This is a genomic window from Pseudarthrobacter chlorophenolicus A6, from assembly GCF_000022025.1.
In the GTDB taxonomy this organism is placed as follows: Bacteria; Actinomycetota; Actinomycetes; order Actinomycetales; family Micrococcaceae; genus Arthrobacter; species Arthrobacter chlorophenolicus.
In genome coordinates, this window is the sequence record NC_011886.1 from 443,623 (window position 1) to 460,039 (window position 16,417).

Annotated in this window: 12 protein-coding genes; 11 read left to right on the top strand and 1 reads right to left on the bottom strand. The window is 69.1% G+C overall.

Annotated features, from left to right (window positions below):
- Positions 1-151: 151 nt before the first annotated feature.
- From ACHL_RS02085 to ACHL_RS02125, 9 genes are all read left to right on the top strand, one after another.
- Complete coding sequence (locus tag ACHL_RS02085; RefSeq protein ID WP_015935648.1) at positions 152-1,705, top strand: ABC transporter substrate-binding protein; 1,554 nt, start codon at positions 152-154, stop codon at positions 1,703-1,705.
- Positions 1,706-1,767: 62 nt separating this feature from the next.
- Positions 1,768-2,709, top strand: a complete 942-nt coding sequence (locus tag ACHL_RS02090; RefSeq protein WP_015935649.1) for an ABC transporter permease — start codon at positions 1,768-1,770, stop codon at positions 2,707-2,709.
- A complete protein-coding gene (locus tag ACHL_RS02095; protein WP_043793697.1) occupies positions 2,706-4,817 on the top strand; it encodes a dipeptide/oligopeptide/nickel ABC transporter permease/ATP-binding protein in 2,112 nt (703 codons plus the stop codon). The genes ACHL_RS02090 and ACHL_RS02095 overlap by 4 nt, the downstream gene beginning before the upstream one ends.
- Positions 4,814-5,821 carry an oligopeptide/dipeptide ABC transporter ATP-binding protein gene (locus ACHL_RS02100; RefSeq protein ID WP_015935651.1) on the top strand — a complete coding sequence of 336 codons (1,008 nt, stop codon included), beginning with the start codon at positions 4,814-4,816 and terminating at the stop codon, positions 5,819-5,821. The genes ACHL_RS02095 and ACHL_RS02100 overlap by 4 nt, the downstream gene beginning before the upstream one ends.
- A gap of 68 nt (positions 5,822-5,889) precedes the next feature.
- Positions 5,890-8,181, top strand: a complete 2,292-nt coding sequence (locus ACHL_RS02105) for a family 78 glycoside hydrolase catalytic domain (protein WP_015935652.1) — start codon at positions 5,890-5,892, stop codon at positions 8,179-8,181.
- 71 nt (positions 8,182-8,252) lie between these two features.
- Positions 8,253-9,104, top strand: a complete 852-nt coding sequence (locus ACHL_RS02110; RefSeq protein ID WP_015935653.1) for a class I SAM-dependent methyltransferase — start codon at positions 8,253-8,255, stop codon at positions 9,102-9,104.
- Positions 9,105-9,163: 59 nt separating this feature from the next.
- Positions 9,164-9,628, top strand: a complete 465-nt coding sequence (locus tag ACHL_RS02115; RefSeq protein ID WP_015935654.1) for a hypothetical protein — start codon at positions 9,164-9,166, stop codon at positions 9,626-9,628.
- A 62-nt stretch (positions 9,629-9,690) separates the two neighbouring features.
- Positions 9,691-12,036 (top strand): glycoside hydrolase family 95 protein, encoded by a 2,346-nt coding sequence (locus tag ACHL_RS02120; RefSeq protein ID WP_015935655.1) that lies wholly within the window; start codon positions 9,691-9,693, stop codon positions 12,034-12,036.
- Between the two features lie 82 nt (positions 12,037-12,118).
- The gene (locus tag ACHL_RS02125) at positions 12,119-13,612 is read left to right on the top strand and encodes a glycoside hydrolase family 43 protein (protein WP_015935656.1); all 1,494 of its coding nucleotides are present in this window, start codon (positions 12,119-12,121) and stop codon (positions 13,610-13,612) included.
- Positions 13,613-13,636: 24 nt separating this feature from the next.
- Here the strand turns inward: ACHL_RS02125 and ACHL_RS02130 are convergent, their stop codons facing one another.
- Complete coding sequence (locus ACHL_RS02130; RefSeq protein WP_015935657.1) at positions 13,637-14,104, bottom strand: CBU_0592 family membrane protein; 468 nt, start codon at positions 14,102-14,104, stop codon at positions 13,637-13,639.
- A gap of 100 nt (positions 14,105-14,204) precedes the next feature.
- Here ACHL_RS02130 and ACHL_RS02135 point away from each other — a divergent pair, with 100 nt between their 5' ends.
- Positions 14,205-15,128, top strand: a complete 924-nt coding sequence (locus ACHL_RS02135; protein ID WP_015935658.1) for a LysR family transcriptional regulator — start codon at positions 14,205-14,207, stop codon at positions 15,126-15,128.
- Between the two features lie 137 nt (positions 15,129-15,265).
- Positions 15,266-16,417 carry a cation:proton antiporter gene (locus ACHL_RS02140; RefSeq protein ID WP_015935659.1) on the top strand — a complete coding sequence of 384 codons (1,152 nt, stop codon included), beginning with the start codon at positions 15,266-15,268 and terminating at the stop codon, positions 16,415-16,417.

A 16,417-nucleotide genomic window follows, 5' to 3' on the forward strand; every position in this document is an offset into this window, starting at 1 on the left:
CCGTCCGCGTGACGCCCGCCACAATACTTTTTCAATCAATGACATTTTCATGTCTGCCCCCGAGGGCCCCGGCCGATTCTTGAAAGGTGCCGGACACCACCGGCCCCCTTTCTTTCCGTTGCAGTCACCGAAGAATGCGAAGGCGCACCCGATGAAACTCCTGACCACCACAGCCCGCGGCAGTGCTGCCGTCCTGACCGGCGCCCTGCTGATGGGCTCCCTGGCCGCCTGTGGCGGCGGCAGCCAGCAGGCGGCCACCGTGGACAAGTCCACCCTGACCATCGGCGTCGAAAGCGACTCGGCGTCCTTCGGCTACGATCCCATCCGCGTGGCCGACGCCCAGCGCCAGTTCATGGAAGGCCTTTACGACACCCTCCTGGACCTCCAGCCGGACGGAACGGCCGGGCCCGGCCTGGCCACGAAGTTCGACTACAACGCAGACAGCACCGTCCTCACCCTGACCCTCAAGGACGGCGTCACGTTCACTGACGGTTCCACCCTGGACGCCGCCCTGGTCAAGGCGAACTTCGACCGCCGCACCGACACCGCCCTCAGCACCTACTCGGCCATCGCCAAAGGCGGCGCGCAGGAAATCGCAAGCGTCGACGTCGTGAGCCCCACCCAGGTGGCCATCACCTTCGCCAAGCCGCAGCCCGGCTTCGAGAAGAACCTCACCTCAACCATGGGCATGATCGTGGGCAAGACGGGCGTCGCCGACACCGCCAGCCTCGCCACCACGCCCGACGGCTCGGGCCCCTACACCCTTGACCCGTCCACGGTGAAGGGCAACAAGTACGTGATGGTCAAGAACGAGAAGAACGACGACGCTGCGGACTATGCGTACAGCAAGATTGTCTTCAACGTCATCATGGATCCGCAGGCCCGCGCCAACGCCCTGGTTTCAGGCCAGGCCGACGTGGCCCAGCTGACCTCGCCCACCGTTGACTTCGCCAAGTCCAAGGGCGTGGGGGTGTCCCGGATCGGCGGCACTGTGCAGACTATGGTCTCGTTCGACAAGACCGGCAAGACCGCCCCGGCGTTCGCCAGCGAAAAGGTCCGCCAGGCCATCCAGTACGCCATCAACCGCCAGGCCCTGGTGGATGCGCTGCACAAGGGTGACATCCCCACCTGGAATGCCCTCCCCAAGGACTCGGCCGGCTTCACCGCGGACCTGGAAAAGACGTTCGCCTACAACCCGGAAAAGGCCAAGAGCCTGCTGGCAGAGGCCGGCTACCCCAACGGCTTCGAGTTCACCATCATCGCCGGCGCCCAGACCCAGACCGACCTGCAGGCCGTCCAGAAGGACCTCGCCGCCGTCGGCATCACCATGAATGTGAAGATGGCCGCCTCCACCGATGAGGCGTTCGCCGCCGTTGCCACCACCCCGCTGGGCTACGCACCGCTCGGCTGGGACAACCCGATCGGCCTGATGTACGGCGCCATCCTCAACGGTTTCACCAACGTCCAGAAGGCCACCGACGATCAGCTGAGCGCTGCCACCGGCGAAGCTGCCGCGGCCAAGGACGACGCCGCCAGGAAGACGGCGCTGACCAAGATGAACACCCGCCTGGTGGAGTCCGGCTGGCTGATCCCGCTGTTCGAATCGCTGTCCAACTGGGGCTACAACACCAAGAAGGTCCAGGAAGTCCAGTTCGCAGGCACCAACGCCTACCCGCTGCTCTCTTCCTACAAGCCCACCAACTGATCCAACCCGCCCGGCGCCTCCTGTCGAAGGAGGCGCCGGGCAAGACCAACGGAGGTCACCCCATGGCATTGTTCGTTGCCAAGCGCCTGCTCATGGCGCTCGCCACGGTGCTGGTGGTCGCGGTGCTGGCGTTCCTGCTGGTGCACGCGATGCCCGGCAGCCCGGGAGCTGTTTCGCTCGGCGCCGGCGCCTCCCAGGACGCGATCGACCAGCTCAACCAGCAGCTCGGCTGGAACGATCCGCTGTTCTCCCAGTTCTTCCGCTGGCTGGGCGACGCGGTCCAGGGCAACCTGGGCGTTTCGCTGATTGACGGCCGCTCCGTCAGTGCCGACCTGGCGGACCGCCTGCCGGTGACGGCGTCCCTGGCCGCCGGTGCCACGGTCCTCAGCGCCATCCTCGGCATCGCCCTGGGCGTCACCGCAGCGGTCCGCGGCGGCCTCCTGGACCGGGCCATTGGCGGGTTCGTGGGACTCCTCGTGGCCCTGCCGGCGTTCTGGGTGGGCATCATCCTGGTCTACCTCCTCGCCGTCCAGTCCTCGGTCTTCCCGGCCACCGGCTACGTCCCGTTCGAGGTTTCGCCGCAGGACTGGGCGCTGTCCCTGGCACTGCCGGTGATCACCCTGGCCGTGGGCGGCGCCGCGTTCATTGCCCGCCAGACCAGGGCCTCCATGCTCGAGGCGCTGCAGCAGGAACACATCCGCACCCTGCGCGCCACGGCCACCCCCACGTGGAAAATCCTCTACATCCACGCCCTGCGCTACGCGAGCCTGCCCATCGTTGCCGGCATCGCCCTGCAGTTCATCGGCCTGTTCGGCGGTTCCGTGATCGCCGAGCAGCTGTTCGCCATGCCCGGCCTGGGCCAGGCCGTCCAGACCTCCGTCAGCACCCACGACGCCCCTGCCGTACAGGGCGTGGTGGTGATCGCCACCGTGGTGGTGGTCGCCGTCAACCTGGTGCTTGAACTCGCCACCAAGTTCCTCGATCCGAAGTTGCGTGCCTCATGATTCCCACAGTTGCCCCGTATCCCGCAGACGCGGACCAGGCAGGAAGTACGACGGCGGCAGGAGCCCCCGTGCCACGCTCCGGCAAGGCGGCACTCGCCAGGTTCTCCCGGCACCGGCTCTTTGGCTCACCGGGAGCCGTGGCCGGGATGCTCTGGCTGGCGGCCCTGGTCATCGCATCCCTGACCGCACCCCTGTGGCTGCCGTTCAAGACCGAGGACCAGGATTTCACCGCTGTCCTCTCCGGCCCCACCGCCGCCCACTGGCTGGGTACCGACGAACTGGGCCGGGACATCCTCAGCCGCATTTTCGCTGCCGCCGCCGGCACCCTGGGGACCTCGCTGATCACGGTGATTGTCGGCGTCGGGCTGGGCACCCTCCTGGCCATGGCCGCGGCGGGCGCCGAGCGCACCGAAGCTGTCATCAGCAGGATCACCGAAATCATGATGTCCCTGCCGGGAACCGTGATCATCCTGGCGGTGATCGGCGCGGTGGGAACCAACATTCCGCTCATCATGGCCATCCTGGGCGTCCTGATGTCCGCCGGCATCTACCGGGTCATCCTTGGCCAGGCCAAGTCCCTGCAGTCCCAGCTTTACGTTGACGCCGCCAAGGTGGACGGCCTCAGCCCGGTGGGCATCAGCGTCCGGCATGTCCTTCCCGGCCTGGCCAACACCATCGTGGTGCAGGCGGCCCTGATTTTCGCCGTCGGCATGCTGATCCAGGCCGGCCTGGCATTCATCGGGTTCGGCCCGCCCCTCCCGCAGCCCAGCTGGGGCGGCATGATCCAGGGTGCCTCGCAGCACGTCTACGACGCCCCGTGGATGATGGTTCCCACCGGTGCCGTCCTGGCGCTGACAGTCCTCTCCGCCAACGCCATCGGCAACGCCCTGGGGAAGGCGCCCAACGCCGCCGCACCCCACCTTCCCTCGGCCGCGGCGCGGAGGCAGCGGGCCAAATCCGCCGCTGCGGTCGCCGCCGCCCCGGCACCCAACGACGCCGAGGCACAGGAGGCCACCGAAAACGGAACCCTCAGCGTCCGCAACCTGTCCGTCGGCGTGGACGGTACTGGTGCCGGTAAGGGTGTCGCCCTGGTCACCGGCGTCTCTTTCGACGTCGCCCCGGGCACCGTCCTGGGCCTGGTGGGCGAATCCGGCTGCGGCAAGACCATGACGGCGTTGTCCCTGCTGGGCCTGCTCCCGTCCGGCGTCTCCGTCAGCGGCGGCCAGATCCGCTGGAACGGCAGGAACCTCGCCGCCGCAACGGACAAGGACATGGAAGGCATCCGCGGCCGCGACATCGCACTGATCAGCCAGGAGCCCATGCGGGCCCTAGATCCCATGTTCACCGTGGGATACCAGCTCACCGCGGCCATCCGCCGGCTCCGCGGCATGGGCAAGGCCGAAGCGCGCACGGAGGCCCGGAACCTGCTGGAAAAGGTGGGCATCGTGGATGCCCAGCGCATCCTGAAAACCTATCCGCACCAGATCAGCGGCGGGATGGCCCAGCGCGTGGCCATCGCCCTGGCCCTTTCCGGGCAGCCCCGGCTGCTGGTGGCGGACGAGCCCACCACGGCCCTGGACGTCACAGTGCAGGCCGAGATCCTCTCCCTGCTCCGCGCCCTGGTCAAGGACACCGGCATGTCCGTGGTGATGGTGACCCACGACCTCGGCGTGGTAGCGGACATCTGCGACCAGGTGGCCGTGATGTACGCCGGCCAGGTGGTGGAGAACGGTAAGACCGCCGCCATCCTGGACAACCCGCGCCACCCCTACACCCTGGCCCTCCTGGCCGCGGACCCGCACGCCAACGACGCGGACAACATGCCCGAACGCCTCGCCACGATTCAAGGCCAGGTGCCCCAGCCCAAGGACTGGCCCACCGGCTGCCGCTTCGCCGCCAGGTGTCAGTTCGCCGGCTCCGCCTGCACGGACCCCGTTCCGCTGCTGGCTTCCGGCACCGGCGAGGGCCTGGTGCGCTGCGTCAAGGCGGACCAGCTGGCAGTCGAAGGCATGGACTGGCTGGCCACCGACGTGCCAGCCGCCCGCCTCCTGCCGGTCAGCACAGCCACCCCCCAACACTCCACCGTCATCGAGAAGGACCTGGCATGAGCACCACAGTCACGGAACGCCCCGATTCCGCGCGTCCCCACGGCGCCACCCCGATGCTGGAGGTCAAGGAGCTGGTGGTCCGCTACGGCCGGGGCCGGAAGGCAGCCGCCGCGCCGGCCGCCGTCGACCACGTCAGCTTCAGCATCGCACCCGGTGAAACCGTGGGGCTGGTGGGGGAGTCCGGCTCCGGAAAGTCCACCATCGGCAAGGCGATCCTGGGCCTGCAGAAGGTCTCCGGCGGGTCCATCAGCTACCAGGGCAGGGACATCACCTCGGCCGGCGCCGGGCAGCGCCGGGCCCTCGGCGGCGAACTCAGGGCCGTGTTCCAGGACCCCAACTCTTCCCTGAACCCGCGCAACACCGTGGGCACGTCCCTTGCGGAGCCGTTGTGGCTCCGAGGCGTCTCCGGCGCGGAGGCGAGAGCCAAGGCTGAAGACATGCTGGAACGTGTCGGCCTTCCGCGGGAGGCTGTGGACCGGTATCCCAGCCAGTTCTCCGGCGGGCAGCGGCAGCGCATCTCCGTGGCCCGGGCCCTGATCTGCGATCCCCAGCTGGTGGTCTGCGACGAAGCCGTCAGCGCCCTCGACCTCTCCACCCAGGCGCAGGTGCTCAACCTGCTGGCCGACCTCCGCGACGAGCGCGGCCTGAGCTACCTGTTCATTGCCCACGACATCGCCGTGGTGCAGTTCCTGGCCCAGCGTGTGGTGGTGCTGTACCGCGGCGAGGTCATGGAAAGCGGACCGGCGGCGGCCGTCACGGAAAATCCGAAGCACCCGTTCACCCAAGCCTTGGTGGCCGCCTCGCCGGTGCCGCGGCCCGCCGAACAGGCCGCCCGGCGCGAGGCCCGCGAATCGCTCGGAGTCCGCACCGGCGCCGCGGCAGTGCCCGGTCCCGGCGGCTGCCCCTTCAGGCTCCGCTGCCCCCTCGCCACCGAGCTGTGCGCCACCGAACGCCCGGCGCTCCGGCGCGTGGGCACGGCGGACGTCGCCTGCCACTACGCCTGACAGCTCCTGCGTTTCCACTGACCGAAACTCCCTTGACCCTGCTTCCACCAGAACGGAACACTCCCTCCATGACTTCAACCTCCTGGCTCGCCGCCATGATCACGCCCGAGCAGGACTTCGACGGCGCCCCGCTGCTCCGCAGGGAGTTCACCCTTGATGATGGCCACGGCGCCGTGGCGAAGGCGACGCTGCGGGCCACGGCATTGGGTGTTTACGAGGCGTCCATCAACGGCGTCCCCGTGGGCCCGGACGTGCTGAGCCCGGGCTGGAGCTCCTACGAGTGGCGCCTCCGCTACCGCAGCTACGACGTCACCGCCGTCATCACGCCCACCAGCGTGATCGGCGTGGAATTGGGCAACGGCTGGTACCGCGGGCGGCTGGCCTGGCACGGCCTGTCCAACCTGTACGGCAGCGAACTGGGATTCTTCGGGCAACTCGATATCGAGTTCGCGGACGGCCACGTGCAGACCGTCGCCTCGGACACCACCTGGCAGGCCGGCCCGTCCGCCACCACCGTCAACGACCTCTACGACGGCCAGACCATCGACGCCCGCAGGCTGCAGGCGGGCTGGGCGGAGCCCGGCTTCGCCCGGGATGGTGCGCAGGGCGCGGACTGGACCGGAGTGCGGGAGTTGGCGTTCGACGCCGGCCGGCTGGCTGAGCCGGTGGGCCCGCCCGTGGTGCGCACCGGCGTCGTGCGTCCCGTGGAAGTCTTTACCTCGCCAGGCGGGAAGACGCTGGTGGACTTCGGCCAGAACCTGGTGGGCTGGCTGCGGTTCACCGTGCAGGGCGAAGCCGGCCGCACCATCACCGTCAGGCATGCCGAGGTGCTGGAAGACGGCGAACTGGGTGCCCGGCCGCTGCGCTCCGCGAAGGCCACGGACACGTTCATCCTCTCGGGCGGCCGGGATTCCTTCGAGCCCACCAAGACCTTCCACGGCTTCCGCTACGCCGAGGTGACCGGCTGGCCCGGAACCCTCACCGCGGATGACCTTGAGGCCGTGGTGGTCCACTCCTACCTGGAGCGCATCGGCACCTTCGAATGCTCCAACGACCTGGTCAACCAGCTGCACCGCAACATCGTCTGGGGCCTGCGCGGCAACTTCCTGGACCTGCCCACGGACTGCCCGCAGCGCGACGAGCGGCTCGGCTGGACGGGCGACATTGCCGTGTTCGCCCCCACCGCCGCCTACCTCTACGACGTCAAGGGCTTCCTGCAGGACTGGCTGCTGGACCTCGCCACGGAACAGAAAGCCCAGGACGGCCTGGTTCCCATCACCGTGCCGGATGTCCTGAAGTACTGCCCGCAGCCGGCTGAATTCCCGGCACCGGAATCCTCCGCGCTGTGGAGCGAGGCCTCGGTCTGGGTGCCGTGGGCCCTCTGGGAGGCCTACGGGGACCTCGGCGTGCTCCAGAAGCAGTACGAATCGATGGCCGCCCACACCCGCCGCGTCGAAGGCCTGCTCTCAGCCAACGGACTGTGGGACTCCGGTTTCCAGTTCGGCGACTGGCTGGACCCTGACGCCGCGCCGGACCAGCCGTGGGCAGCCAAGGCAGACACCGCCGTCGTGGCCACCGCCTGCATGTACCGCACCGCTCGCCTCACTGCGCAGGCTGCCGGGCTGCTGGGAAAGCACGACGACGAAGCCCACTTCAACGCGCTCGCCGCCCGGGTGCGGAACGCCTTCGCCGAGCACTACGTGGCGGCCAGCGGCACCATCCGCAGCGACTGCACCACCGTGTACGCGCTGGCCATCGCCTTCGACGTCCTGCTGACGCCCGAACTGCGGGAGTTCGCCGGGAACCGCCTGGCCGAACTGGTCAGGGACAACGGCTACCGGGTGTCCACCGGCTTCGCGGGAACCCCGTTCATCACGCACGCGCTGACGGACACCGGCCACGTAAACGAGGCGTACCGGCTGCTGCTGGAAGAGGGCTGCCCGTCCTGGCTGTATCCGGTCACCATGGGCGCCACCACCGTCTGGGAACGCTGGGACTCGATGCTCCCGGACGGCACCATCAATCCGGGCGAAATGACCAGCTTCAACCACTACGCCCTGGGCGCCGTGGCGGACTGGATGCACAAGGCCATCGGCGGCATCCGCCCGCTGGAACCCGGCTACTCCCGCGTGCTCATCCAGCCGCAGCCGGGGGAAGGGATCAGTTGGGCCAGGACGTCCCTGAAGACTCCGCATGGTGAGGTCCGCGCAGCCTGGACGCTCGACGGCGGGGAGTTCCGGCTTGAGGCGACCGTCCCCGACGGGGTTGCGGCCGACGTCGTCCTTCCGGACGGTTCCCGGCACGGCGTCACGGGCGGGACGCACCGTTTCGAAGCCCGGGTTGGCGTCCTGGTGAACTGACTCCCTGCCGCAGGCACCGGAGCAGTGGGTGTTCCCGCACCTCCAGCTGTACAACGATGTAGGCTGCCGGAATGAGCGACAGCCCCATCGCGGTCGACTGGGAGACCGCACGCGCCACCAACCGGGACAACTGGGAAGACCGGGTGCCGCTGCACGAGGAAGCCTACGGAATCGGGGCGCTGGACGATCCCGGCTACCTGACCCCCGTGGTGCGCGCTGATCTGGAAGCCCTGGCACCATACGTTCCTGACGGAACTGTTGCCGGGCTGGACGTGTGCCACCTGCAGTGCCACATCGGGACGGACACGGTGTCGCTGGCCCGTGCGGGGGCCCGGGTCACCGGCCTGGACTTCTCGCCGTCCGCCCTCGCCTCCGCTGCCGGCCTGGCGGAGAAGCTGGGCCAGGAGGTCGCGTGGGTGGAAGCGGATGTCCTGCAGGCGAGGGCCGCCGTCTCCGGTGACTTCGACCTCGTCTACACGAGTATCGGAACCATCACCTGGCTTCCGGACCTGGCGCAGTGGGCGTCCCAGGTGGCTGAGCTCCTCAAACCCGGCGGCACCTTCTACATCCGCGACGGCCATCCCGCCCTCTACGCCGTGGACGAGGACGCCGAAGGGCTGCAGCTCCGTTACCCGTACTTCAACCGCGGCGAAGCGCAGGTGTGGGACGAAGAATCGACCTACGTGGGCGACGGGAAGGTGGCGCATTCCCGCACCTACCAGTGGGCCCACCCGCTGTCCGATATCCTCAACTCCCTCATCGGCGCCGGGCTGCAGGTCCTCCGCCTGGACGAAGGCACCACGCTGCCGTGGAAGTTCTCGCCCCGGATGGTGGACGTGCCGGACGGCTACGCCTGGCCGGAAGCCGAGCGGGACCTCGTCCCCTGCACCTACACCGTGGTTGCCCGCAAACCACAGGCCTGAGTGCGCACCAGCCGCTGATCTGCAACGATGTGCCACAGGACCAAAATTCAGGAGGACTCATGCCGTACACCGTGGATTTCAAGAACGTGTCCACTGTTGGCCTGGAATCGTCGCCGGTGGCCGACGCCCTGGCCGGCCTGCGCGCCAACGAGGCACGCTATTACAAGACCAAGTACGGCCATGACTTCACCGTCGCCCCTGCCGAAGAGGATCCGGAGACGCTCGCGTACATCCACAACATCCTCGCCACGGAGCGAGACCTGGTGATCGCCTCGAAGCCCCTTGAGGTGTCTTCCTTCGAGGTGGGCGGGCTGCGGATGGCATACGTGTTCTACGAGTCCGGGCTGTCCATCAACGTCATGTACGGCATCGAGGAGGGTGGCAAGCGGGCGGTCGGATTCAAGCTGTCCGACGGCATGGAGGTGCCGGAGGAACTGGCCTCCAGCTTCAACTTTGCGCGCCAGAAATCCAAGCTCGCGGGCACCACCCGTGGCTCGTACTTCGTGATCAAGGGACTGTACTGAGCCGGCAGGTCCCGGCGGGACAACCGCCGGCCATCGAACTGCCCCGCGCCGATCCCGGCCACGTGCTCTGGTACCGCGGACCGGCGGAAAAGTTCGTCGAGTCACTGCCAGTGGGTAACGGCCTCGCTGGCGCCACGCTGCGCGGCCTGGCCGGTGGAGAGCGGATCCAGATTAATGAGGGCTCGGCCTGGTCCGGTCCCACGGACCGGTCCGCACCCCCGCTGGACCCGGCCGAAGGGACAGCCCGGCTCCACGCCGTCCGCGAGGCCGTCGATGCCGGTGACGTCCGACGGGCTGAAGAACTCCTGCTGGCCTTCCAGGGCACGCATTCGCAGGCGTACCTTCCTTTTGCCGTGCTGTCGGTCGACGCTGAAGGCACCGCTGCTCCGGCAGATGGCCCCGCCCGCTGGCTCGATCTGCGAACCGGTGTCGCCGGGCACCGCTACCTCCTGGACGGTGCCGAGGCACGGCACCGGACGTTCGCCTCACACCCCGACGCCGTGATCGTGCACGACATCGCGTTCAGTGCGCCAGCTGACCTGCGGATCGGGATCGCGCCGGACAAAATCACGGCTACGGGCATGGACGCCGTCACCCGGGACTGGGGAACGGAGCTGCGGCTGGGCCTGCTGCTTCCGGCCGACGTCGCACCGGCCCATGAGCAGGCTGACCACCCGGTTGTTTACGGCCACGGTTCCCGCGCCGGAGCGGTCCACGCCGGCGTTGCCACGGACGGCGATGCCGGGTTTGCCCGCGGAGTCCTGGCTATCCGGGGCGCCACTTTCGTCCGGATCGTGGTGGCAACGGGCACCGTGCTCAACCATCCTTTTGCCCGCCACGCCAACACGGCGGACGACGCCGATGCGCTGGCAGGGCTCCTCAGCGCACGGATCGCGGGCGTACTGGAGGAGGAAGCCGTCGAGCCGGCCCTTCAGCGCCACCTCGCCGACCATGCCAGGCTCTACAGCCGCGTAACCCTCGAACTCGGCGGCGGCCCGGCAGCGGCGGCGGGGAAGCCAACCGATGAACGCATCCGGGCCTTTGAGACGGACAAGTCCGACTCTGCCCTGATGGCGCTGCTGTTCCACTACGGCCGGTATCTCCTGATTGCCTCGTCGCGGGAGGGCGGGTTCCCGGCCAACCTCCAAGGCATCTGGAACGAGGAACTCCAGGCGCCCTGGAGCAGCAACTACACCATCAACATCAACACCCAGATGAATTACTGGCCGGCCCTCACCACCAGCCTCGCGGAATGCCACGAACCGCTGCTCCGGCTGGTGGATACCCTCGCCCGCACCGGGGCGGCTGCGGCCGGCCTGTACGGTGCCCGTGGCTGGGTGGCGCACCACAACACCGACCCCTGGGGCCACCCGTTCGCGGTGGGAGCCGGCAAGGGCAACGCGATGTGGGCCAGCTGGGCCATGGGCGGAACATGGCTGGCCGAGGCCGTGTGGCGCCACTACGCCTTTACGGGGGACCTGGCACGGCTCGAAAAGTCGTGGCCCGCGCTCGAAGGCGCCTGCCTCTTCGCGCTGGACTGGATCACCGGCGAACCCGGCAGCGGAACGCACACGTCACCGTCCACCTCGCCTGAAAACCGGTTTGTTGCGGACGACGGCGGCCCCGCGGCGGTGGGCAGGTCGGCCACCATGGACGTGTCCCTGCTCAGGGCGCTGTGCGGTTCGGCGCGGCAGGCGGCGGCAGTGCTCGGTGCCCCCGTGCCGTGGCTCGATGAGTTCACCCGGAAGGTGGCCGCGCTGCCGCAGCCGGCCATCGGCAGCCGCGGTGAAGTCCTGGAATGGTCCTTCCCCGCCACCGAGCACGAGCCGGAACACCGGCATACCTCGCACCTGGCAGGCCTGTTCCCGCTGCGGGACTGGAGCCCGGAGGCTACCCCGGAACTGGCTGCTGCGGCAGCCCGGACGCTGGAACTCCGCGGCCCGGAGTCGACGGGCTGGGCCATGGCCTGGCGCCTCGGCCTGTGGGCCAGCCTGGGCAACGCCGGCAAAGCGGAAGAGAGCCTGCATCTTGCCTTGCGCGTAGCTGGGGACGGGCTGGCTGAACGCGGCGGCGTCTACCCCAACCTGTTCACCGCCCACCCGCCCTTCCAGATCGACGCCAACTTCGGCACGACGGCGGGCATCGCAGAAATGCTGGTGCAGAGCGACGCCGCCGCCATCCGGCTCCTCCCGGCACTGCCTGCCGCTTGGGGCGACGGCTCGGTCAGGGGGCTGCGCACTGTGGGCGGCATCGGCGTGGACCTCAGGTGGTCCGGCGGGGTCCTCAGGAGCGCCGTGCTCCGTTCGTCCGCCGCCGTGCGGCGGGACATCGTGTGGAACGGGCGTCGAATCAGCGTTGAGCTGGCCGGGGGAGCGGACCTGGAGCTCACTGCGGACAGCTTCTCGTAGCGGGCAGCCCGCCGGGCAGAATGCCTTCCAAAGGGTGAAACTGGCCCGGCCCTGAGGCGGCCGCAGCCAGCAGGATGGCTGGATGCACACCAACCCCATCCTGTCCGGATTCAACCCTGACCCCAGCATTGTCAGCACCCCTGACGGCTATTACCTGGCCACCTCATCCTTTGAGTACCTTCCGGGCCTGCCGGTTTATCACAGCGAGGACCTTGCGGACTGGGAGCTGGTGGGGCACGTGGCCACCCGCGAGGAGCAGGTCCGGCTCACCAACGTCCCCACGCCCGGCGGGGTCTGGGCCCCCACCCTCCGCTACCGTGACGGTGTCTTCTACCTGATCGTGTCCGTCTTCCTCGGTGGCCGGGGCTGCGTGGTGTTCACGGCCACCGACCCCGCCGGCCCCTGGAGCGACGGCACTGCCATCGGGGCTGTGGACGGCATCGACCCGGACCTCGCGTGGGATGCCGACGGCACCGCCTACGTCACCTTCGCCCGCCACCCTGACGCCATCCAGCAGGTGCGGGTGGACCTCGCAACCGGAGAAGCGCTGGAACAGCCCCGCGCGTTGTGGTCCGGCAGCGGGCTCTATTCACCGGAAGGGCCGCACCTCTACCGGCGCGGCGGCTGGTGGTACCTGATCGCTGCGGAGGGCGGCACGGACAGGGGCCACGCCGTCACCGTGGCACGGTCACGCCGCCCGGACGGGCCCTTCGAGTCAGCGCCGCATAATCCCGTCCTCACCGCGGCCGGCACCGGGTCCCCGGTCCAGAACACCGGGCACGCAGACCTGGTGGAGCTTCCCGACGGCGGCACGGCCATGGTCCTGCTGGGCGTACGTCCGGTAGGGCTCACCCAGGCGTTTTCGCCCCTTGGCCGGGAGGCCTTCATCACCCGGGTGGAGTGGAAGGACGGCTGGCCCCATGCTCAACTGCCCGAAGTGGACGGGACCCGGCCGGAACTGGTGGAGTACCACTTCACCCACGGTGCAGGCCTGGACCACCCTGCCTGGATCGGGGTCCGCAGGATGCCCGCCGAATTCACCGCACCGACGTCCAAGGGCCTCCTGGTCACCGGCGACGGAAGCACCATGGGTTCACCCCGGCCCTGTTTCCTCGCCCAGCGCCAGCGCCACCTCGGCATGGAATTCCGGGCCGTGCTCAGCGTCGCCGCGGGCAGCGGGGGCGTGGCTGTGCGGAACGCCGAGGACAACTGGTTCGGCATCGAAGCCAGCCAGGGCCAGGACTGCGACGGCGTCAGGATCACCGCCCGTGCCGTCGTCGCCGGCTTTGACCGCACCTGGGACGTGACTGTTCCGGCCGGGGACGTGGAGCTGGCCATCGTCACCAGCCCACCGCCGTCGGACTTCAGCGCCGGTGCGGTGGGTGGCGACAGGATCCGCCTGACCGCCCGCGCCGCCGGGACTGGGGTGAGCTCGGACGAGGTGCTGCTGGCCGAGCTCGACGGGCGGCATTGGGCCTTCGAGACCGCCAAGGCTTTCACCGGGAGGGCGTTCGGCGTCTACGCCGTGGACGGTGAGGTGCTGGTCCGCCGGGTGTCCTACCGCGGCGACGACTGACCGTTCAGCGCGGGGCGGCCACTGCTAGATGGCGACGGCGCCCTGCCGGACGGGGGCGGCGGCCGGCGCGGTGCAGGCAGCGTAGGGCTCAGCGGTGTGCGGCTCGGCGTAATAGGTCCCGGCAGCACCGGCTTCAACCGCGCGCGTCTCTATGGGGTGCGGCCCACTGACGCGCGGCTCGATGACGGCGAGCTGACCGGTGGTGTCCGGGACGCCGGGCAGCTGCACAGCGGGAGCGTCGCTGCCGGCAGAGCCGCCGGCGGCACGCATGCGAAGAAGCGCCACGGCGGAAATGAGGCACCACGCAACGTTCGTGGCAACGGACGGCCACGCACCGTGGAAGGCGCCGTTGATGATGAATGCGGACGCGCCCACGAGGTTCGCGGTCTGGAAAGCCTTCCCGGCCTTCAGCCACCCCATGGAGACGGTCAGGTATGCGCTGAGGATGGCGACGGCGCCGCCCCAGCCGGCAATTTCCCACAGCAGTTCCATGGTGTCCTTTCTGAAATCGTTACCTAACGGCAATTGTCGGGTCCGGAAGAGGTGTAGTTCAATTGCATTCTTCTGAAGACCAGGTTTAGAACGGCTTAACATGAATCTTGATCCGCGCCGACTGCTGGTGCTGCTGGCCGTTGCCCGTACCGGCGGCGTCCTCGCGGCAGCCGATGAGCTCCGGATTACGCCCTCTGCCGTGTCCCAGCAGCTGAGCAAACTGGAACACGAAACGGGCCAGGCGCTGGTACTCCGGACGCCGAAGGGATCAGTGCTGACGCCCGCCGGCCTGGCCATGGCAGAGGCGGGGGAAGAAATCGAAAGGGCCCTCACCGTGGCCCGGGAGCGGATGGAAAGCGGAGCCAACATCGAAGGGGTGGTGCGCATCGGCGGATTCACCAGCTTCGTGCGGACAGTGGTGATCCCCAGGCTCCCCGAATGGCGGAACCAGTTCCCCCAGCTGCAGATCCGGATCGTGGAGGACGATTACCCCGCCCTGATGCGGCTGCTCCGACAGCGCCAGCTCGATGCCGTGGTGGTGGAGCTGGATTCGACCACGGCGGAGCAACGGACACTCGCGGCGGGAATGATCGAGGAGCCGCTCCTGGACGAACCGTGGAAACTGGTGGTCCCCACCGGCGCGCTGCTCACCACCGAGAACGTGGACCTGGGCCGGCTGCCGCTTCCGTGGCTGGGCGTCGAACAGTCAGCGGCCAACGCCGCTGTGGTGGGACGGCTCCGCCACTCGACCGGAATCTTCAGCGAAACCGTGCACCAGTACCAGGAGACGCTGACGGCACTCGCGCTCGTCGCTGCGGGCGAGGGGGTGGCGATCGTGCCCACCCTGGCCCTGGCCGGCGTGATCCAGGACGGCGTGGAGGTCCTGGACGTCCCCGGGCTGGGAACCAGGCGCATCGTCCTGCGGCGTTTCGCCGGCCGCCGGCCCACCAGCACCCCGCTGGATACCGTGGCCCGGCTGCTGCGGGAATCGGCGGCCGCGTTCGACACCCGCTCGGCCTCCTGAGCCGCTCCCGGCACCTGCGCCGTTGACCGCCTTCAGGTGCGTGGTTATGGTGAGCGCACCATCCGTCCCCGACGCTGCCAGGCCGCCGGAGGCTGGAACGGATGGGGGTCCGGGCTCGCCGGCGGAAGGAGGGCTGTGTGTCGTTCTTCCAGCTTTCGCTGATCGCCGCCGTCGCGCTCCTGGGACCCCTGCTGGCGTTCCCGCGGAAATGGCACCTGCCCATGGTGCTGGGGCAGCTGCTGGCCGGCATCGCCATCGGACGCACCGGCCTGGGCCTGGTGGACTCCTCGGACCCGACGTTCACGTTCGTGGCGGACGTGGGGTTCGCCCTCGTCATGTTCGTTGCGGGAACGCACGTGCCGGTCCGGGACCGGGCCATCCGCCCTGCCCTGGCCGGCGGCGCGCTCCGGGCGGCCGTCGCCGCGGCGCTCGCGGCCGGGGTGGGAACCGCCATTGCCTTCGCCTTCGGCACCGGACATGCCCCGCTCTACATCGTCCTGCTGGCGTCGTCGTCGGCGGCCCTGGTCCTGCCGATCATTGATTCCCTGCGGCTGGCCGGCCCGAAGGTCCTCACCACCACTGCGCAGGTTGCCGTGGCGGACATCGCCTGCATCGTGGCGCTGCCGCTCGCCGTGGACCCGCCGAATGCTGCGCGGGCGGCGGTGGGGGCGGCCGCTGTCGCCGCCTGTTCGGTGGCGTTGTTCTTCGTGCTTCGCTGGCTGGAGCTCAGCGGCACCCGCGGGCGGGTGCATGACGTGTCAGAGGACCGGAAGTTCGCCCTGGAACTCCGGATCCAGCTGGCCCTGCTCTTCGCCCTCTCCGGGCTGGCCGTGGCAGGGCACGTGTCCGTGATGCTGGCCGGATTCTCGTTCGGGCTGGTGGTGGCGGCCGTGGGTGAACCCCGGCGGCTGGCGCACCAGCTCTTCGCGGTGAGCGACGGCTTCCTGGGGCCCGTGTTCTTCGTCTGGCTGGGCGCATCGCTGGACCTCCGCGCCCTCGCCGGCACCCCCGGCATGGTGCTCCTGGGGCTTTGCCTTGGAGCAGGAACCCTGCTGGTCCATGGCAGCCTGCGCCTGCTGGGCCAGCCGCTGCCCCTGGCGGTGCTCTCGGCTTCCCAGCTGGGCGTGCCGGTTGCTGCCGCAGCCATCGGCACGCAGCTGGACCTGCTGGAGCCAGGTGAAGCCTCGGCATTGATCCTGGGCGCCCTCATCACCATCGGGGCCAGTGCCGCCGCCGGTTCCCGGGCGGCCCGCGCGTTTTCACGGAACGCCCCGGCCACCCCAGGTTAG